The organism is Streptomyces sp. CNZ301 (assembly GCF_004217425.1).
Genome location: NZ_SHLG01000001.1, coordinates 4573672 through 4593133, shown reverse-complemented (window position 1 = coordinate 4593133; position 19462 = coordinate 4573672). Strand labels below are relative to the sequence as shown.

17 protein-coding genes are annotated in these 19462 nt (G+C 70.7%); 9 read left to right on the top strand and 8 right to left on the bottom strand.

The features are described from left to right. Position 1: 1 nt before the first annotated feature. The 4 genes from EV375_RS19825 to EV375_RS19805 form a co-directional block, all read right to left on the bottom strand. Positions 2 to 1570, bottom strand: coding sequence for an FAD-dependent oxidoreductase (locus tag EV375_RS19825; RefSeq protein WP_130300626.1), 1569 nt, complete (start codon positions 1568 to 1570; stop codon positions 2 to 4). Further along, positions 1567 to 2376 carry a class I SAM-dependent methyltransferase gene (locus EV375_RS19820; RefSeq protein ID WP_130300625.1) on the bottom strand — a complete coding sequence of 270 codons (810 nt, stop codon included), beginning with the start codon at positions 2374 to 2376 and terminating at the stop codon, positions 1567 to 1569. Before EV375_RS19820 ends, EV375_RS19825 begins: the two co-directional genes overlap by 4 nt. A gap of 95 nt (positions 2377 to 2471) precedes the next feature. Then, complete coding sequence (locus tag EV375_RS19815) at positions 2472 to 3680, bottom strand: lycopene cyclase family protein (protein WP_130300624.1); 1209 nt, start codon at positions 3678 to 3680, stop codon at positions 2472 to 2474. 286 nt (positions 3681 to 3966) lie between these two features. Continuing rightward, positions 3967 to 5796 (bottom strand): GAF domain-containing protein, encoded by a 1830-nt coding sequence (locus EV375_RS19805; protein ID WP_130300623.1) that lies wholly within the window; start codon positions 5794 to 5796, stop codon positions 3967 to 3969. A gap of 483 nt (positions 5797 to 6279) precedes the next feature. Here EV375_RS19805 and EV375_RS19800 point away from each other — a divergent pair, with 483 nt between their 5' ends. From EV375_RS19800 to EV375_RS29805, 3 genes are all read left to right on the top strand, one after another. After that, positions 6280 to 7665 carry an MFS transporter gene (locus tag EV375_RS19800; protein ID WP_130300622.1) on the top strand — a complete coding sequence of 462 codons (1386 nt, stop codon included), beginning with the start codon at positions 6280 to 6282 and terminating at the stop codon, positions 7663 to 7665. Between the two features lie 48 nt (positions 7666 to 7713). Continuing rightward, positions 7714 to 9207 carry an AMP-binding protein gene (locus EV375_RS19795; protein ID WP_130300621.1) on the top strand — a complete coding sequence of 498 codons (1494 nt, stop codon included), beginning with the start codon at positions 7714 to 7716 and terminating at the stop codon, positions 9205 to 9207. A 72-nt stretch (positions 9208 to 9279) separates the two neighbouring features. Next, positions 9280 to 9411 carry a hypothetical protein gene (locus EV375_RS29805; RefSeq protein WP_486588589.1) on the top strand — a complete coding sequence of 44 codons (132 nt, stop codon included), beginning with the start codon at positions 9280 to 9282 and terminating at the stop codon, positions 9409 to 9411. A 206-nt stretch (positions 9412 to 9617) separates the two neighbouring features. Here the strand turns inward: EV375_RS29805 and EV375_RS19790 are convergent, their stop codons facing one another. The 3 genes from EV375_RS19790 to EV375_RS19780 all read right to left on the bottom strand — a co-directional run bounded on the left by EV375_RS19790 (position 9618) and on the right by EV375_RS19780 (position 12845). Continuing rightward, positions 9618 to 11210, bottom strand: coding sequence for a sodium:solute symporter family transporter (locus tag EV375_RS19790; protein ID WP_130300620.1), 1593 nt, complete (start codon positions 11208 to 11210; stop codon positions 9618 to 9620). Between the two features lie 428 nt (positions 11211 to 11638). Continuing rightward, complete coding sequence (locus EV375_RS19785) at positions 11639 to 12031, bottom strand: GntR family transcriptional regulator (protein WP_130300619.1); 393 nt, start codon at positions 12029 to 12031, stop codon at positions 11639 to 11641. Positions 12032 to 12035: 4 nt separating this feature from the next. Next, positions 12036 to 12845 carry a hypothetical protein gene (locus EV375_RS19780; RefSeq protein ID WP_130300618.1) on the bottom strand — a complete coding sequence of 270 codons (810 nt, stop codon included), beginning with the start codon at positions 12843 to 12845 and terminating at the stop codon, positions 12036 to 12038. 652 nt (positions 12846 to 13497) lie between these two features. Here EV375_RS19780 and EV375_RS19775 point away from each other — a divergent pair. The 6 genes from EV375_RS19775 (at position 13498) to EV375_RS19745 (ending at position 18688) form a co-directional block, all read left to right on the top strand. Beyond that, positions 13498 to 15024 (top strand): MDR family MFS transporter, encoded by a 1527-nt coding sequence (locus tag EV375_RS19775; RefSeq protein ID WP_130300617.1) that lies wholly within the window; start codon positions 13498 to 13500, stop codon positions 15022 to 15024. Positions 15025 to 15297: 273 nt separating this feature from the next. Beyond that, on the top strand, positions 15298 to 16017 hold the full coding sequence (locus tag EV375_RS19770; RefSeq protein ID WP_486588588.1) for a DNA alkylation repair protein: 720 nt from the start codon (positions 15298 to 15300) through the stop codon (positions 16015 to 16017). 115 nt (positions 16018 to 16132) lie between these two features. Further along, positions 16133 to 16558, top strand: coding sequence for a DUF1622 domain-containing protein (locus tag EV375_RS19765; RefSeq protein ID WP_130300616.1), 426 nt, complete (start codon positions 16133 to 16135; stop codon positions 16556 to 16558). Between the two features lie 10 nt (positions 16559 to 16568). Continuing rightward, on the top strand, positions 16569 to 16835 hold the full coding sequence (locus EV375_RS19760) for a hypothetical protein (RefSeq protein ID WP_486588587.1): 267 nt from the start codon (positions 16569 to 16571) through the stop codon (positions 16833 to 16835). Positions 16836 to 17081: 246 nt separating this feature from the next. Next, complete coding sequence (locus EV375_RS19750; protein WP_130300613.1) at positions 17082 to 17846, top strand: S1 family serine peptidase; 765 nt, start codon at positions 17082 to 17084, stop codon at positions 17844 to 17846. A 278-nt stretch (positions 17847 to 18124) separates the two neighbouring features. Beyond that, a complete protein-coding gene (locus EV375_RS19745; RefSeq protein ID WP_130300612.1) occupies positions 18125 to 18688 on the top strand; it encodes a DinB family protein in 564 nt (187 codons plus the stop codon). Between the two features lie 109 nt (positions 18689 to 18797). On the opposite strand, the gene EV375_RS19740 is transcribed toward EV375_RS19745, so the two are convergent. Further along, positions 18798 to 19415, bottom strand: a complete 618-nt coding sequence (locus EV375_RS19740; RefSeq protein WP_130300611.1) for a TOPRIM nucleotidyl transferase/hydrolase domain-containing protein — start codon at positions 19413 to 19415, stop codon at positions 18798 to 18800. Positions 19416 to 19462 lie beyond the last annotated feature (47 nt).

Sequence of the window (19462 nt, the reverse complement as noted above, 5' to 3'; positions counted from 1 at the left end):
GTCAGGAGGGGACCAGGCGGTTCAGGGCACGCAGCGGCAGCACCCTTCCTCTGTCCGGCACGGTCCAGAGTGTCTGCCCGCGTACGCCCCACCGTTCGAGCAGGGCGTTCGCCGCCAGGAAGCCCGTCGTCGCCGCCCGCTCCATCAGCGCGACGGGGAGATCCGTACGCACCAGGTCGCCCGCGACCGTCACGGACGGGTCGGAAGTGCGGACGGTGGGCCTTTCGAGGTAACCGCCCACGGGGAACAGCGGGCAGTCGGCCCGCCACTCGTGCCGTTCGTCGACGGTCTTCGCATCACGTGTCTCCGGGTAGACGCGGTGCAACTGGGTCAGGAGTTCTTCTTGTTCAGCCTTCCGGTCGGTTCCCTGGTCGACCGCGTACGCGTGCAGCTCCAGCACCGAGCCGCCGGTACGGGCGGACCAGCGAGCAGCTTCGCCCTCCCAGCGTTCCAGGACGCTGACGTTGTCCAGCGAGCCGTATCCGCTCGTTCCCAGGAACCCCGGGCGGTCAGGATCCACCCTGCGGTCCAGCCAGAGCCGCGTGACGAGGAAGGGCGGCGCGGTGCGCAGCCGCAGCACGCGTGCCCGCCACTCCTCGTCGGCCAGCTTCGGCGACTGCGCGACGACGTGCCGCAGGCCGCCGGTGTCCAGGGCCAGAACGACACCGTCGTGGTGCTCCGCGGATTCCCGCGTGATGACGTACGAGCCTCCCCGAGCCGCCGGCTGCACGCTCTCGACGGTCCGTCCCGTACGGATGTCGGCACCATGGGCGGCCAGATAGCGGGCGAGGGGCTCCCACAGCGCGGCGGGGAACGGTTCGTCCGGCACGTCGAACAGCAGGCCTTCGCTGGACCCCAGGAAGTAGATGTGGAACATCAGGGCCAGCTCCGCCGCGGACAGCTGCCGGGGATCGGCGAAGAAGCTGCGCGAGAACACCTCGAACGCCAGATGGCGGGCGGCCTCCGGGAACCGGATCTGCGACAGCAGGTCCCATGCGCTGACGGTGTCCAGCCGCTCGTAGACGTCCGGCACCCGTACGTCGAACATCGGGAGCGCCGCACGGGGCCGCATCCTCGCCAGGTCTCTCCAACCGAAGCTGGGGCTGAGCGCCACGAATCCGAGTGCGCTCCACGGAGGCGTACGCGGCACCCGCGCGAAGCCGTCCCGGAAACCCCTGCTGTGCTGGAGCGGATAGTCCGGCAGGCCGGTGAGCATGCTCAGCTGCGGATCGACGCGGCGCAGCAGGCCGCGCAGGTTGTAGTACTGGCGGAAGAAGGCGTGGAACCCACGGCTCATGGTCACGGCGGAGCCGTCGGCGAGCTCCACGGGCCAGCCCCGCAGCCGGCCTCCGAGTCGGAGCTCCCGCTCGTAGACGGTGACCCTGACGCCTCGCTCGGCGAGCGCGGTCGCCGCGGCAAGGCCCGCGATACCGCCACCGATCACGGCTGCCGTGGGCGCCGCGCCCGTGATGCGGGGCGTGCCCGTGTGCCCTGGCAGCACCCGGGCACGCCGGTCACGGCCCCGGCGGTGCGAACCGCCCGTGCCCCGGCCGGCTTCGGGACGGCTCACGGCTTGGTCTCCTTCGCGGCGGGTTCGGCTGCGGCGGGGGAGGCTGCGGCTGGGGCTGCGGCTGGGGCTGCGGCTGGGGCTGGGGCTGGGGCTGGGGAGGCGACCGCGGAAGCGACCACCGTGTGCACGATCCCCGTCTGCCAGCCCGGCATCGGCAGGACGCGCACGCGCGCGAATCCTGCTCGCCGCACGCGTTCGCCCAGCTCGCCGGCCGTATCGAAGTCCACGACACTGCGGTGGAGGTGCCGGTAGAGACGGCCGTCGCCGGCCAGGGTGCCGACGGGCCGCACCACCCCGTTGCAGACGGCGGACCACACGGCACGGTCGACCCGGCGACCGCTGAGCGCGTACTCGTGCACGGCCAGGCGGCCTTCAGCGGTGAGAAGGCCGCGTACCGCACCGAGCACCGCGTCAGGGTCCTCGAGATTGCGGAACAGGTACGCGGCCAGGACCGCGTCGAACGGCCCTTCCACACCCGCCTGCGCAAGCTGCTCCGCGGTCGCGCGGACGAACGTGACACCGGCCGGCCAGCGCTTTGCCGCGGCCCTTTCCAGCATTCCGTCCGAGGCGTCCACAGCGACGATCTCCGCCAGCGGTGCCACGTGCACGAGAGCCGCCGTGGACGCGCCGGTGCCGCATCCCAGATCCAGCACTCGCAGCCCGGCGCCCCCGCCAGGCAGCCGCAGCCGGCGCGCGGACCGCCGCAGGTGCGCGTGGTAGCCGGGGTTGACGGCCACGAGGCCGTCGTAGGTGCGGGCAGCGTGGTCGAACGCGGCGGCCAGTGCCTCGTCCCGCAGTACGGACATCGTGTCGTCTCCTTCGTTCAATGCCGGAAGCCAACTGCCGGAAGCCAACTGCCGGAAGCCAGGGCCGGAAGCCAGTAACCGGAGTCCGGCTCGCCTCACCTGGCGGTGCTGCGTACCGGGCGGTGATCACGCCTCGGCAGCCACGGCAGTTCGGCGGCCGTGCGGAGCATGGGACCCACGGGTGTGCGCAGACCGATCGCGAAGTCCTCGCGCCACCGGGTGCCTCCGTCGAGGAACCGCAGCAGGCGCTCCATCGGCACCCGCCGGAACAGGTCGGTGAAGAACCGCGCTCCGTCGACCCGCCCGGTGTCGAGAGCGCGCAGCAGTATCGCGTCCATGGCAAGGGAGCGAACCGAGTGGACCGGTGGAGGCAACGGCGTTCTGCCCCGGTGGCAGGCGGCCGCCACGGCCCGGGTCTGCCGCTGGATGCCGGTGAACGTGTAGCCGGTGGAGGGGCGCGTCGCTCCACCGGCGGTTCCGATACGGAAGACCGACCGGCCCGCCCGGCGGGGAAAGCGGGCATCCGTCATGGGGATCACGCCCTGTTCGGCGCGGGTCACCTCGAACCGGTCCAGGCCGAGCACGTTCGTCACGTACGTGGTCAGAGCCTGTTCGTACCCGTCCTCGCTGAGGACGGTCGGTGAGAACTCGGTGTATTCGACGAGCGCTTCGGACGGGCTCGTCGGCAGCACGTAGGCGAAGGAGAGGCCGTGTGCGGGCTGCGGCGTCCGGAAGTCCATGAGGTCCGCCACGTGGACGTCGAAGAATGGCCGGTCGGCGCGGAGGAACCAGCCCCGGAAGTGCTGCAGCAAGGCGGTACGGCCGGGCGGCAGCTTCCGCGGCGGGCGGGAGTCGAAGACCCATCTGGCCCGCAGCGTCAGCGACTTGCCCTGCGCGGTCACCCCACGGACTTCGCCCCCGTGAGCCAGGTCGATGACGTCACCGACCTCCGCCTCGACGCGGCGCAGCTGGGGCACCCGGTCGAGACGCTCATGCACCATCGCCTCGAAGGAGCTGGAGCGCAGCATCTTGTACCGCAGTGGTGAGGGGGACCCCGTCACGGCTGTTCCGTCCGCGGCGCGCACGCGCAGCGTGTCCCACACGGCGGACGTGGCCGCGTCGAATTCGCCGCCCGCTCGCTCCCAGAAGCACCATGTCCTCTCCGGCGGCCTCACCGGCCCCGGTGGTGCGTCGATCAGGGCCACGGAAGGGGAAGCAAGACCGGGGCGGGCGGCGCACAGCCGGTAGGCGAGGGAGAGGCCGGCGGCTCCCGCGCCCACGATGGCAATGTCCGTGTCGTACATGAAGCTCCCTGTCTCTCCGCCCGGTCAGCCAGGATTCCGTACCGGGGGACTCCCGTCGTGGACCGACGTGGAGGGCCGCCGCGGCGATCCGGCCGCCGCGGTACGTCGTCCACCCAGTGCTGATCCGGGTGCGTGCGGAAAGAGTGTCGACGGTCTTCCGGCGCGTGATGCCGGCGAGCCACGCAGGAAGCGGCCCCCTCTCCCGACTGGCCGCCTGGGACGAAGAGATGATGCCCGCCCTGAACTCGGTCTCCTCGGAGTGCCGCAGAGGCGAAGAGGAACGGGCTCAGCCCGGGGCGCCGGAGCTCCCCCCTTCGAGCACCCCCCGCAACTCATGGAGACGGACCGCCAAGTGGAGGCGCAGTGCGGCGTCCGGGGAGCGCCAGTCGCCGCCGAGCAGCGACCCGATCCGGTCCAGGCGCTTCAGCAGGGTGTTCATGTGCACGTGCAGAGAGCGGGCGGTCCGGCTCAGGTTCCCCGAGTGGGCGAAGTAGGCGGATGCCGTGGTCACGAGGTCGGTGGAGCGTCGGCGGTCGTACTCCAGTAGCGGGCCGAGGACGTCGGTGAGGAACCGGTCGAGGTCGTGCGAGCGTTCGGGGTCGAAGACGAGCGCGTACATCGCGTACTGCTGTGTGGTCGAGCCACGGTCGGTCTCTCCCAGAGAGCGCATCACCTCCAGGCAGCGCCGTGCCAGGGTGAACGAGCGGGAACGTTCGTGCCCCGAGATGCGATCGGCGACCACGAGCGCCGGTGCGCCGAGCGTGTGGCGCAGCCGGTGATGAAGGGCGCTTGCCGCCTCCTGCACATCGTCGGCGCGCAGCAGCATCGTGGCCCGTCCGAGATACTCGCCGGCCAGTCCCGACCACTCGGGCGAGACGGCGTGCAGCTGACGCACCACGTGGCTCGTGGACTTCCCCGGGCAGTCGGCCACGACGAGCACGTCGAGGCGATCGACGTCGACCCCGCGGGCGAGTGCTCTGTCGCGCTGAGCAGGGTGGACCGGTGGACGTGACAGCAGTTCCGTGAGCAGCTCGCCGCAGACCCGCTCCTCTGCTTCGACGCGGGCATCACGCATGAGGATCAACAGGCCCATGATCTGGGCCGAACGCTCGAGCATGCGGATGTCCGGCGGCTCCGGCGCGGTATGACGCGTCAGGGACAGCGAACCGAGATGACTGCCGCCCGCCTGGATGACCGCCACGCTGTGGACGGCCCCGTCCTCCCCCTCCGCGGTGGCGCACCGCCCGGTCCTTCGCGCCGCCTCGAGCAGCTCCCGGGCCGGTTCCCGGCCGCTGTCCGCAGCGTCTCCCCCGGAGGAGCGGCTCGCGACGACTGTGTCGTCGCGGTCCAGGATGGTCACCATCCCCCGCAGGTGCTCGACCAGAACCTGCGCGAGGTCTCCGGGCCCGCCGCCGGTCAGCACTACGTGAGTGAGCGCTTCGTGAACGGCCGCGGCCCGCTCCATCGTGGTGACCTGGTCCTCGATCGTGCGGTACGCCTCCTGGAGCCGCTGCACCGAGATGCGGCTCTCCTCGTAGAGCCGCGCGTTGTTGAGGGCGATCGCGGCGTGGTCGGCGAAGGCGCTGAAGAGAGCGACCTCATCGTTCTCGAAGGGCCGTTCGGTGCGGTCGGCGGCGAAGAGCACCCCGACCGCCCGCTCACCCACCAGGAGCGGCACGCCGAGCAGGGCCATGAGCCCCTCACCGGCCACGAGCAGGTCGAAGGCGGAATTGTGTCTGAGGGCGCGGGCCTCACGGTAGTTGCTGACCCAGTACGGGGCTCTGGACTCGATCACACGCCCGCCCAGACCGTCCCCCGGCGGCATGCGCGCCGACGAGAACTCCGGCGAGATGGTGCCCGCCGAGGCGCTGAGGGCGAGGTTTCCCTCCGCGTCCAGGAGTGACAGGTAGGCGAAGTCGCTGCCGATCAGCTCGTGGGCGTGTCTGACGATCGAGGGCAGGACCTCGTCGACCTTGCCGAGCGCCGCCAGAGAACGGGTCGTCGCGTACAGGCTGCTGAGCTCGCGCTCTCGCCGCAGCCGGTAGGAGGCCAGTTCGTCGTTGTCCGTGCGGGCGGACCCGGACGCTCCCTGCCTGCCGGATTCCATGCGTGCCATCGATACCCCTACGGAGAAGCAGGGTGGAGGTTTCATACACCTTGCTGTCGCCAGGAGTGTATTTGCTTTGCATCCTATGGAGCGCCTGGGCGGCTCTAGTCTCCCTCCACGTCACTCGGTCGTGACGCACATCGCAAGTAGCAGGTCACACAGGCTGTGACGAGCTCAGGGGAGAGGGCGGGCCAGGTGGAGTTCGATTCCCGCGGCGAGGCCGCGAGCGTCACCGGCGCCGGAGGCGGACTCGGGCGGTCCCACGCCCTTTCTCCGGCCGCCCGCGCAGCGCGCGGAGCCGTCGACGACCCGGGCACGGCCCTGCCGGGTGTGCTCACCGAGGCGAGCCCGGCCGCTTCCCGCCGTTCGGCGCGCCGCCCGACCCGTGCCGGTAGTGAGCCGGCCCACGCCGGCGGGGCCCACTGAATACCCGGAGAGGCCGGTCAGCCGACGCCCGCCCATCGTCTTCGTCCCAACCCCTAGGGGAATCGCATGACTTCATCCGCGCAGACGCACGCCCACGGCGGCGGCTCTGCTCCCGCCCCGACGGCCGAGCGCCGTACCTCCTGGAAGCTGCTCACAGCCGGGCTGATCGGCAGCTCGATGGAGTGGTACGACTTCTTCCTGTACGGCATGGCGGCGGCGCTGGCCTTCCCGCACGTCTTCTTTCCCGACTCCTCCCCCCTCATGGGCACGTTGCTGTCCTTCAGCACGTTCTGGGCCGGTTTCGTGGCCCGGCCCCTCGGCGGCCTTCTCGCCGGTCACTTCGGTGACAAGTACGGCCGCAAGCCCACCGTCGTGGCCTGCCTCGTCGGAATGACGGCCGCGACCTTCCTCATCGGCTGCCTGCCGAGCGCCGCAAGCGTCGGCGTACTCGCTCCGATCCTGCTGGTGGCGCTGCGCTTCATCCAGGGGCTCGCGGCGGGGGGCCAGTGGGGCGGAATCGCGCTCCTCCTCACGGAGTCGGCCACTCCGAAACGCCGCGGGTTCGCAGGCACGTTCGGCCAGACGAGCGTCCCGGTCGCGGTCATCCTCGCCAACCTGATCCTCATCGGGGCCAGCACCCTCGTGCCGGGCGATGCCTTCCTGAGCTGGGGATGGCGCATCCCCTTCCTGATCAGCGTGGTGATGTTCCCCGTGGTCCTGTACATCCAGAAGAAGGTCGAGGACACCCCCGACTTCCGGGAACTGAAGAACGAGGCGGCACGGAAGCAGCAGGCGAGCGTGGTGCGGGCACCCATCAGCGAGGCCGTGCGCCGGAACTGGCGCCTCATCCTCCTGGGCTGCGGCACCCTGTCCGCGACGAACAGCCTCTTCTACGTCAGCATCACCGGCCTGCTGAGTTACGGCACGACCACGCTCCACATGGAGCGGAACTCGATCTTGATCGTGACGATGCTGAGCTCGGCACTCATGACAGCGGTCCTTCCCTTCGCGGGCCACCTGTCGGACAAGTTCGGGCGGCGGATCCTGATCCTCGTGGGCGGATTCGGGGTAGCGGCCTGGGCCTTCCCCTACTTCGCGCTGGTGGGCACGAGGTCGGCGCCGTTGCTCTTCGTCGCGGTCGCCGTCGGATTCCTGTTCCAGGGACTCACCTACGGCCCCGCGGCCGCCTACCTCGGCGAGCTCTTCGCGCCGAACGTCCGGTACTCCGGCGCCTCCCTCGCGTACCAGCTCTCAGCCATCGTCGTCAGCGGCGGCACCCCGATCCTCATGACCGCGGTGATCGCGGAGACGGGGACGACCACGCTGGTCGCGGCCTACATCGCGCTCATGGGCGTCATCACCTTCGCCTGCGCCTGGTTCCTGCCCGAGACGAACCCGGTGGAGGTGCGCCGCGACCCCGACGCGATTCCCGGAACGCACCTCTACCGCTGACCAGTCGGCCGGCCCGGCCACTCCATGAACGACGAAGAGAGACTGCACATGTTCACTCCCGAAGTCGGTTTCCCACTCGGTGACATCCCCGGGGCTCATGCTGCGGAACGTCCGGACGCCGTCGCGGTGCGCGCGGACGACGAGGAGCTGACCTGGGGAGAGCTGTACCGGGCGAGCAGGTCCGCGGCTCTCGGCCTGAAGCTGTCCGGCGTCGAGCGAGGACGCATCGTCGCCCTGATGCTGCCGAACGGCCTGGACGTCGTGGTGGCGGCCTTCGCGTGCCTCAAGATCGGCGCCGTCCCGCAGCCGCTCTCGACCAGACTCGCGCCGGCCGAGGAGGAGGCGATCCTCGAACTGTCCGATCCCGCGGCCGTCGTCGGCCTCGAGAGCGGCGTACCCCTGGGCGGCGGGCGATTCCGGTCCATCACCGTCGCGGAGCTGCGCCGGCTCGGCGGCGCGGACGCCGACGTCCCGACGGAGATCGCCCCGTCGTGGAAGGCGCCGACCTCAGGAGGATCCACCGGCAGGCCGAAGATCATCCTCTCGGGCTCGCCGGGAACGTTCAACGCCTTCGACACGGAGGCCTGGCGCCTCAGCAGCGGTGAGCAGGCACTCGTCACGGCGCCGGTCCACCACAACGCGCCCTTCTCCACGACCATGACGGCCCTGTTCAACGGGGGCACCGTCACGCTCCTCGGCAAGTTCGACGCGGAGCGGGTACTGGCCGAGGTGGACCGGCACGCGATCACCTGGATGTACATGGTGCCGACCATGATGCGGCGCATCCTGGCGCTGCCCGAACACACCCGCGAACGCTACGACCTCTCCTCGCTGGTGTCCGTGTGGCACTGCGCGGAACCGTGCCCGCCCGCCATCAAGCAGGCGTGGATCGACTGGCTGGGGGCGGAGAGGATCTGGGAGCTCTACGCCGGGACCGAGGCCCAGGCCGGGTGCACCATCTCGGGCCCGGAATGGCTTCGGCACCGCGGCTCGGTGGGTCGCGTGACCTGGGGCGAGATCAAGGTCGTTTCACTCGACGGCACCCCGGTCACCGAGCCCGGGACCACCGGTGAGGTCTTCATGCGGGCCGTTCCGGGAAACCCGTCCACCTTCCGCTACATCGGCGCCGAGGTGGAGGAGACCGACGGGTGGTCCACCCTCGGCGACATCGGTGAGTTCGACGCGGACGGTTACCTCTACCTTCGCGACCGCCGCTCGGACATGCTGCTGGTCGGCGGTGTCAACGTCTATCCCGCCGAGATCGAGAGCGCGCTCGCCGAGCACCCTGACGTACTGTCCAGCGCGGTCATCGGACTGCCGGACGCCGACCGCGGGAACCGCGTCCACGCCATCGTCCAGATCGAAGAGGTGGGCACGATCACGGCCGAGGAGATCAGCTCCTTCCTCGCCACGAGGCTGTCGCCCCACAAGCGGCCCAGGTCGATCGAGTTCGTCGACACCCCGCTGCGCAGCGCGGCCGGCAAGCTGAGGCGTTCCGCGCTGCGAGCCCAGCGCCTGGCCGACGCGGGGCAGCCCGACTGACCGGCGGGCGCCCACCGATCCCCAGCCGGCGGGCTCACACGGTGACATGGCTGCCACGGCGTGAAGACTGCCGTGCCGGATCCGAGCCCGGAACGGGACCTCAGGCTCCCTCCCACCCCTGACGTACGGCTGCGGCTGCTGCCCGCCGGGCGGAACTCGGTGGAGGAGACCGTGACGGAGTTCGCCTCTCTCGCCTGCGGGTGACCTCCGGAGCGGTTGCAGTACAGCAAGGAAGAACGGCAATCCCGGTGACTCCGCGTGTCCCGCAGCACTTGCTCGGACCGTTGCCCGGCGGGAATGGGATCGGCCGGTGGCCGTTCCACGTTCGGGCACCACACCGGCCCGGGGGCACACCCCGGGCCGGGAGACCCGTACACCGCCTCCACGGACGCAACCCCCGCCCGGGGTGATCAGCGGCGAAGCGGTGCGGTGACCGGGGAGCCGTACTCGCCGCCCACTGCGTCCTCGACGGTCGGTTCGCGCCGGCGGGCGAAGGCCCTGCAGATCAAGAATCCGGCCGGCACGCTCAGAAGGCTCGGCGAGGTCAGCGGCCACATGCTCCAGTCCCCGTGCGGGAAGAGCGCGTGAGTGGTGCCCGAGACCAACGGTGAGAAGGAGATCAGGACCAGGTTGATCACGGTGGTCACCAGGACGCAGTACTTGATGGCAGCGGCCGGCACCGACCGCTTGCCCATGCTGAACACGAGCAGCGGCAGCAGCGTCGAGACCGTCTCCGTGTAGGTGAGCACCAGCCAGAACTGCGGGCTCACGTCGATCGTCGACGCCGAGATCAGTATGGAGACGATGCCCAGGCCCACCATGGCGACCCGGGCCCGCACCGCCCCTCGGTCGCGGGCGCTCGGTTCCACCTCGGCGCTGCCGCCGAGACCCAGGTCGTGCACGATCGACGCTGATCCGGACAGCAGCAACACGGAGGCGGAGGCGAGAATCGTGAGGAAGACGGCGCACATCATGAAGAACAGGAGCTTGCCCACGTCGCCTGCCTCGCTGCCGTCCAGGGCCATGGCGAGCAATGCCAGGTTCACACCGCCGAACGGACCCTCCTGGGCCAGCTCCTCGCGGTCGACCAGAGCGGCGATGCCGAAGCCGAGGAACAGGGCGGTGCTGACGAGGAAGCACAAAGCGGCAGCCCCCACCCCGGACGCCTTCCGGGCGCTGCGTGCGTCCGGTGATCCGGCCAGGCGTACGGCGATGTGCGGCAGGAAGGCCGCACCGAGCAGCACGCAGCCGGCGTAGCTGAGCAGGTCCAGGTGCCCGGCGACGCCCCCTCCGAAGAGGCCGCCGGTGCCGAGATATGCCCCGGTGCCCCCCTGTTGCCGCTCGGCGGCCTCCAGCAGGGTGCCGATGTCACCGTCGAAGCGCAGCAGCACCATGCCCGCCATCACCGGGGCGATCAGCAGGAACGAAGCGGCCGTGCCGATCTGGTGCAAGGTCGCGCCGCGGGCGGCACCGATCGCCGCACAGGCGAGGATCAGTCCGCCGGCCAGTACGAGCAACATCCGCCGGGAGAACGGATCGCTCAGCCCGATCAGTTGGGCGGCATGGCCGAGCGGCTGGAGTTGGGCGATGAGCAGGGGCAGGACAGCCACCAGGCACGCGGCTCCCACCCAGCGCTTGGCGGGCCCGTGCGGCAGGTGGCGGGTGACCATCTCACCGAACGTCCGGCCTCTGACTGCGGGCAGTCCGCCGGCCAGCCAGCGCCGCATCAGCACGGGAGACGCGGCCGCGCACAGAAAGAGGATCACTCCGTCGAAACCGCTGACGGCAACCGTGCCGAGCAGGTAGAGCACGGCGGCGGTGGGCATGATCTCGCTGGCGAACGCCAGGCCCGTGGGCACGGTGCCGAGTTGTTTGCCCTCGCGGAAGAATCCGTCGCCGAGGCGCAGATCCGGGCTGACCCACATCGCCAGGAACAGGCAGGCGGCTATGAACAGCATGAACAGGGACACGGCGAGGAAGCGTGGTTCGAGGAAGTCACTCATGGGCCGAACAGCCTGCTCGGTGAAGGGGGGTCATCTTGGTCGCTCCGGTGATGAGCACAGGCCTCGGGGGCTACCGCGCTCTCGGGGTTTCGGCGTGGCAGTTGACGTTACCGGAGGTGACCTGATGACCAATGAGTTCGGTTTCCCCGTCACACCGTCCTCACATGGGCTTATGAGCGTGATCGAAGACATCAGGCCTGTGTTGTGAGGATGTTACGGGCGAGATGACGGACCGGCAGGTGAGTGTGAACTTCGCTGTCATTCACGCGCGTTGACACGGCGCCGGCCGCCGACGCCGCCAAAATCCGCCCAGGCCGAGCGAGGCGCCGTCGCCGCACGTAGCACGCCCCGGGCCGCTCACAACAAGATGGGGACGTCCGACCTGGCTTGCCCCGGGCGGCCCGGAAGGATGTCGCCGCGCCCGGTCCTTATCCCTGAGCGATTCGGGACGAGGTAGATGCCGCGCTGCCGTCGGCCAGCGCCGCCTGGACGATGCGGAGGGCCTCGTCGGTGTCGATGCCTGCGCTCGCGACGACGGCGGCGTACTCGGCGGCGGCCCGGCGTGCCCGTTCGCGTCCCTGCTCGCCGGCCGCGGAGACGAACGAGCCGGCCGATCCGCGTGTTTCGATCAGCCCTGCTTCCTCCAACTCCCGGTAGGTCCGCCCGACGGTGTTGACGGCCAGACCGAGGTCGGCTGCCATGCGGCGGATGGTCGGCAGCCGGGTGCCCACGGCGAGTGTGCGGTCCTGGATCTGCCGGGCGAGCTGGGCGCGGAGCTGCTCGAACGGTGGGACGGGTGAGGCCGAGTCGATGACGATCATCGGTTCACCGGGACACCAGTGGCGTGCCGCGCCGCCGTGCCGCCAGCGCGGTCCCCACAGTGATCAGCGCCAACGTGATGGCGCCCAGCGCGACGAAGACACACCAGGCAATGATCCACCAGCGGGGCACGGTATCGAGCACCGAGGCGGCCGGCAGGCACCACACCACGGTTGGCGTGGTGACATGGCGGGCGTCCTCGACCCGCATGATGACGTCGGTGGCCAGCGAGACCTCGTCGTCGGCCACGACCGGGTGCGTCAGAACATGGCGCAGCTGGACAGCCGTACCGAACGCGACCCCGCACAGCCCGATGAGCAGGACGAGTGCCGCGTACCGCGCGGTGGAATCCAGCATGGTCAGGGCACCGATCGCCAGCACCGTCGCGCCCACGAAGGTGGCGACCGCGAACACGGCACGCGGCACGCCGAGCACGGTGCGCCAGCCGAGCCGGACCGGGTGGGCCGCCCGTCGCGGCAACGTCGCGCCGACCCGCCGGTCGGCCCGCCGCACCCGCCGGTCCAGCAGCGACTGGGCCAGCACCAAGCCCGCCACCACCGCCGTCAGGACCAGCAGCGGCCAGTGCCGGTACGGCCAGGACCCGTCAACCGCGCCGGGAGACCGGGCGACGCTGTAGACGAGGGCGACCGCGACGATGAACGCGGCCAGCAGGACACTGGAGGCCAGACGGCTGCCGCTCCGGACCGCCAGACGCGTGGCCAGCAACGGCGTCGGCCGCACGTCGGTCAGACCGTGCCCGGCCAACCACACGCGGGCCCGCTCAAGATCCGCCGGACGCACCGACCGCTCAGTCATCCCGCGACCTTCCTTCCACCACGACGAGTGCCTTCACCGTGACGAGCTCCCATGCCTTGCCCCACGGGTTGTCCCAAAGCTTGTCTCAGCATCGTGCGTCAAGCTTTGCGACAAGTCAACGGATGCGGAGCAGTCCCGCCGACCCCCTGCCGACCCTCGTTGGCCAACGGCCACCGGTACGGCGCACGACCGCGCGCCCACGGTCGCCGTCCCCCGATCACCACTCGGCGCCGGTCGGCCGATGCCTGCCGCATCGGGCGGCAGCCCGCACGCCGCGCGCAAACCGATAGCCACCGTCGGCGTCAACTCCGATGGCCGGCAGCAGCGTTGGGCGACGGTTGGCGATCGCAGCCGGCGTCCGGCCTTGCTCACCGCGACCGTCGCTCCCCCGGCCGATCAAGGTCGCGGCGTTGACACCGCCTGCGGCGCGACAACGCCCGCAGCGGTCAGGAGCGACGGGGTGGGGGCCGGCGGAAGCTCGTGGAGCGGACGAGAAATCGGAGGAGATCTGCGCAACTATGCGGAACACTCGGGCCGACCGATGAGTTCTGCCAGGCATGCCGGTCGTCACCGGTGCCCACATCCACGTCCGTCCCGACGGCCCTTGGCTGCCCAAGGCGACTGTGACCAGAAACCCCAACGAGGTGCTCCCGTGTCAGCTGCGATACAAGAACGTCCGGCCGAGCAGGCCGGACGCACACCGCCGGTGGTGCGGCTGCTGGTGCTGGCCACGTTCGTGGTGATCCTCAACGAGACCATCATGATCAACGCCATTCCGCGTTTGATGGCCTCGTTCCGCATCACCGAGCAGTCGGCGCAGTGGGTGTCCACCGCGTTCATGCTCACGATGGCCGCCGTGATTCCGGTCACCGGCTGGTTCCTTCAGCGGGTCACCACCCGCCAGGCCTACGCGATAGCGATGGGCGTGTTCCTCGCGGGCACCGCCCTGTCGGCCGTCGCGCCGTCCTTCGCAGTACTGCTGCTGGGCCGGATCGTGCAGGCCGCGGGCACGGCCGTGATGCTGCCCCTGCTGATGACCTCGCTGATGATCGTGGTGCCCGAGCACGACCGCGGCCGGGTGATGGGCAACGTCACCCTGGCGATCTCGGTGGCACCCGCGCTCGGACCTGCCGTGTCCGGGCTGATCCTGCAACTCGGCTCCTGGCGGCTGCTGTTCGTGGTCGTCCTGCCGATCGCCGCTCTGGTGACCGTGTTCGGGCTGCGCAAGCTGGACAACATCAGCGAACCGCAGACCAGCTCCATCGACTGGTTCAGCGTGGGCGTGGCGGCACTCGGCTTCGGCGGTCTGGTGTACGGCCTGAGCCTCTTCGGCGGCAGCGACGGCAAGGTCGGGGTCGGCATCGGCATCGTCGTCGCCGGGGTCGCGACCATCGCGGTCTTCGTGATCCGTCAGCTCAAGCTGCAACGCACCGGGGTGCCTCTGCTGGACATGCGCATCCTCGGGCACCGCACCTACCGCCTGTCCTTGATCCTCATGTCCGTCGGGTTCCTGGCGATGCTCGGATCGATGATCCTGCTGCCGCTGTATCTGCAGAACCTGCGCGGACTCAGCCCGTTGCAGACCGGCATGCTGGTCATGCCGGGCGGTCTGGCCATGGGCCTGCTGGGGCCGACCGTCGGGAAGCTCTTCGACCGGTTCGGCAGCCGGCCGCTGGTGCTGCCCGGCTCGATCGCCACACTGCTCGCCCTCGTCGGGTTCACCCAGGTCTCGATGACGATGCCGTACTGGCAGGTGCTGGGACTGCACGCACTGCTGATGGTCAGCCTGGCGGCGACGTTCACCCCGGTCTTCACGCTCGGCCTGGGCGGGCTGCCCCCGCACCTGTACTCGCACGGCAGCTCGATGCTGGGGACGTTGCAGCAGGTCGCCGCGGCGTTCGGGACCGCCCTTGTGGTGACCGTGATGTCCGCGCGCACCAGCCACCTGATCGCCGACGGCGTCACCGCCGTGCCCGCACAGGTGAGCGGGATGAAGCTGGCCTTCGGCGTCGCCGCCGCCCTCGCCGTGGTGACGGTCATCGTCGCGGCGAAGCTCCCGCACCGGATCGCGGACGCCGGCCCCCACGACGAGGGCGGCGCGGAAGAGGTCCCGCCCGCCGAGGTAGTCGTCAAGCAGCAGCACAGTGCAGCGCCCGTGAAAAGCGACGAGGGACTCTGACTCCACACCTGCATCAGTGACGGCGGCCCACGGCGGATGGTGGCGGCCGGCGCTCCCGTGAAAGATGCGAAAGCCGCTGAGCCCGGAGGGTGGAGGGTGGAGGGCGTTCCCGGCACGGCCGGCTGTCCGGCTGTACGGCCGTGCCGGGAACGAAGGACCTCGTCGACGCACGGGCCGCTTCACGGTCGGGTTACCACCGGGGGGACGCGGCCTGAGCCGGCCGGCCGGTTCCGCCGTAGGCTCGGTCCCGCACGCGACGCACGGGAGGCTGAGGTGGGCGGGACGACGCGGACCGGGACGACGGCGGCGGGGACGACCGGGGCCGGAACGACGGTGGCCGAGGTGACGGCCGAGCTGGCCTCCCTCGAGAACCCGAAGATGCGCGCAGTGAACGAGAAGCACGGCGACGACCACGGTGTGAACCTCAGCAAGCTGCGCGCCCTCGCCAAGCGGCTGAAGACGCAGCACGAACTCGCCTGCCGGCTCTGGGAGACGGACGACACCGCGGCGAGACTGCTGGCGATCCTGATCTGCCGCCCGAAGGCGTTAGAGCGCGGCGAGTTGGACGCCATGCTGCGCGAGGCGCGCGCTCCCAAGGTGCACGACTGGCTCGTGAACTACGTGGTGAAGAAGAACCCGCACTCCGAGGAGCTGCGCCTTGCCTGGTCCGACGATCCGGACCCGGTGGTCGCAAGCGCCGGCTGGGCGCTGACCACGGACCGCGTGACGAAGAAGCCCGAGGTCCTCGACCTCGCCGGCCTGCTCGACATCATCGAGGCGGAGATGAAGGACGCCCCCGACCGCCTCCAGTGGGCGATGAACCACTGCCTGGCTCAGATCGGGATCGAGCACGCCGAACTCCGCGACCGCGCCGTGGGCATCGGCGAGCGCCTGGAAGTGCTCAAGGACTACCCGACTCCGCCGGGCTGCACGTCTCCGTTCGCGCCCGTCTGGATCGGCGAGATGGTGCGCCGCCGGCACGCCGGCCGGTAAGGCCCGCGGTCGCGGCCCGTCAGCTGCCTGCCCGGTGCCTGCCCGGTGTCTGCCATTGGAAGGGCGTGAGGGGTGCCTGGTGGACGGGGCTTCGGCGGGCGGGTAACCGGCAGGAATGATCCTTTCGTGGGAGCTGTTGCCGGAGTCGAACCTGCGTGAGGCGATCGGTGTCCTCGTAAGCGTGGTGGAGGCCGCAGGCGCGCTGATCATCTTCGTCGGCGCGTGCTGGTCGTTCGTCCGTTTCATCACGGCCGTGACGCGTCGCGGAAAGCACGGAAAGGGCTTCAACCGGATCCGCCTGACGCTGGGCAGGTTCCTCGTGCTGGGACTCGAATTCCAGCTGGCGGGCGATGTGCTGCGTACCGCGGTGTCGCCCGGATTCACCGAGATCGGACAGCTCGCCGCGATCGCCGCCATCCGGACGGCGCTCAACTACTTCCTGGGCCGTGAGATCGCTCATGAACGTGCCGAGCTCGAGCGGGACGCGGAAAGAGAGCAGCAGCACGCGGATGCCGGTTCCGGCGAACGGAAGGCGCCCTAGCGTGAAAGCGGTGATCGAGGCAGCCGCGCTGCTCGTCACCGCAGCCGGCGTGGTGACCTTCCTGGCGGCCTACGTGACCACACGCGCGATCCGCACCGCCCTGCCCGTCCTTCTGGACTTCTTCATGGCGGCCGGCCTGATCCGCCTCGCGGGCGATCTGTCGTGGGGCGGCATCCTGCTGACGGTCGCGATCATCGCCGTACGCAAGGTCGCCGCCTTCGGTGTCGCCGAAAGCAGCGCAGCGAGGGCGGGGACGGCTCCGGTCCCGCGCCCTTGAGCGAGCGGCGAGGCGGCAGCCGTCACGCCGGCGCGAGGCCGTCTGGTGCGTCCGTCACCGTTCTCACACAATGGGCAGGCTCGGACAGACCGGCCGATGACGGGCCCAACACGCAAGCAGCAGCGGGCGGTTCGGCTGCACGCCCGAGTGCCCGGGACCGGCCGGACTGCCCGGACCGGCCGGGCTCCCCGGACCGGCCGGACTGCCCGTCGGACCATCGGCTCCAACAGCCCAGGAGGACTCGACATGAGAACACGCAGATCCCGAAGACCTGACGCGGGCCGGCGCGGCGCGCTGCGCGGGCGCCTCGCCGCAGGTGCTGCCCTGCTCGTCGTGATGCTGCTCGGGGCGCTGCCCGCGCACGCCGCGCACGCCGCGGCGGATGTGGGCGCTCCCGGCACGGCCGACCCCGCCACGCAGGACCGGGACAGGGGCCCCGCCGCCGACCAGGTGGCCGTCCGAGGCGGCAACTCCGTCTACGCGGCGGGGCGCGTCTGCACCGTCAGCTTCAACGCCACCAGCGGCGGCACCGACTACGCCATCGTCCCGGGGCGCTGCGTGACGGGTGCGGACACCTGGTATGCCGATCCCGCGATGACCGTCCCCGTCGGCTCGACGGCCGGATCGTCCTTCCCCGGCAACGACTACGGGCTGATCCGCTACACGAACCCCGACGTCGCGCGGCCGGGCGAGGTCGACACCGGGGCAGGCGGACCGGTCGGCATCACCCGCAGTGCCTCGCCCACCGTCGGCCAGTCGATGTGCCACGTGGGACGCGTGAGCGGCCTGCAGTGCGGCACCGTCCAGGCGGTCAACGTCTCGGTCAACTACCCGGAGGGCACCGTCAGCGGCCTTTTCCGCTCCACCGCGCACTCTGAGCCGGGCGACGAGGGCGGCCCCGCCTTCTCCGGCGGCACCGCGCTCGGCTTCATCGTCGGGGCCGGCAGCGGGGCGACCTTCTACCAGCCCATCGGGGAAGTTCTCGCGGCCTACGGCCTGACCCTCTCCTGAAACACGCGCGCCGCGGGCGGAGTTCCGCTCGACGGCCGCCGCCCGGGCTGTGCGGCCGGGCGGCGGCCGTGCCGGGGGCCATGCCGGGGCCGTGGTGTGTGAGCCGGCCGGTCCGGCCCGTCAACCGGCCCTGCCGTGACTTCGGTTGGGGTTGAGCGCGGTGGCCTCCGCCGGCATCGGTCGTTCCCGGTCGTCTCCCGAACTGGCCCGGGCTGCGCCGACCGGAGGGCCGGGATAATCGTTTGCACGCCGGGCCGCCGCTCAGCATCGTGAACCTGGTGAGCGACGTACCCGAACGCTGGAGTCAGGCCGCTGTCCACCCCGACATGTGGGCGGACCCCGACGAGGATCCCCGCAACAAGGACGGAGCCGCCCCCGACGGTGAGTTGGCGACGCTGCGGGACTTCCTGAGCGACTACCGGCTGACCCTGCGGATGAAGTGCGAAGGGCTGGGTCCGCACGAACTGGCGCGCAGGTCGGTGCCGCCGTCGACGATGTCCTTGCTCGGTCTGGTCCGTCATCTCGCCGAGGTGGAGCGGGACTGGCGCAACTGGATCACTCCGGACGACCCGGCACCGAAGCTGTACGGGGCGCGTGACGCCGACTTCGAGCAGGCCGTCGCGGAACAGGCGGTGGTCGAGGGCGCGTTCGCCCACCTCGAGCGGGAACAGGCGGAAACCGACGCGGCGTTGGCCGAGTACGCAGACCTGGGCGCGCGGGTGGTGGGGCAGGACGGCACCGCTGTACGGGAGTTGTGGGTCCACCGGATCGAGGAGTACGCCCGTCACTGCGGGCACGCCGACCTGCTGCGCGAACGCATCGACGGCCGGGTCGGGCAGTAGCGCCCGCCCCTGGAACCCCGGCCCGTGCGCGGCGTGGTGGCCATGTACGGCCTTGAGCTCACGCGTCTTCCCGACGTCGAGGAAGACGCCTCCCGACACCGCCCGGGAGTCAGAGGCCGGCGAGCAGCCCGTCGAGTGGGGCGGGTGTGCGGTCGGGGTCGAGGGCCTCGACGAGGACGCGGCCGTAGCGGATCTTGCGTCCTTTCTTCGTGCCGAGGAAGCGCCGCAGCTGCTGCTGCGAGGTGCGTCCGCGCTGTGCGGGCTGGCGCAGGAAGATCTGCAGAGAACGCAGGTCGCCCTCCGCGCGGACGAGTTCATACACCCGTTCCACGCCCAGCGCGCGGATGAGTTCGTCCTCCAGGTCCGCGGCGCAGACGAAGAACCCCGGCCGGGCCGCGCTCTCCTGCTCCAGGCCGCGGGCGTAGTAGCGGCGCTCCGCCTCGTCGCACAGGCCCGTCAGGCGAAGGCGCAGGCCGGAACGCCCGAGGATGCGGGTGAAGCGTCCCACGCTCATCGCACCGCCGACCGGCAGGACGCAGACTCCTTCCGCCTCCAGGTTCCTGCCGCGGGCCGCGGCCAGGGCGCTGACCGCTGCGACGTCGCTCGGCCCCTCCAGCAGGACGGCTGTCCGGACGGGCAGTCGCGCGGCGAGCTCGCGCGCGGGGCCGCCGTGGCCACCTGCCGCCCATGCGGTGACCGCCTCCCGGAACGCCCCCATGCCGTCCATGCGAGCAGTCTCCGCCCTTTCCCCGGCCGAAGGAACGGATTTTCCGG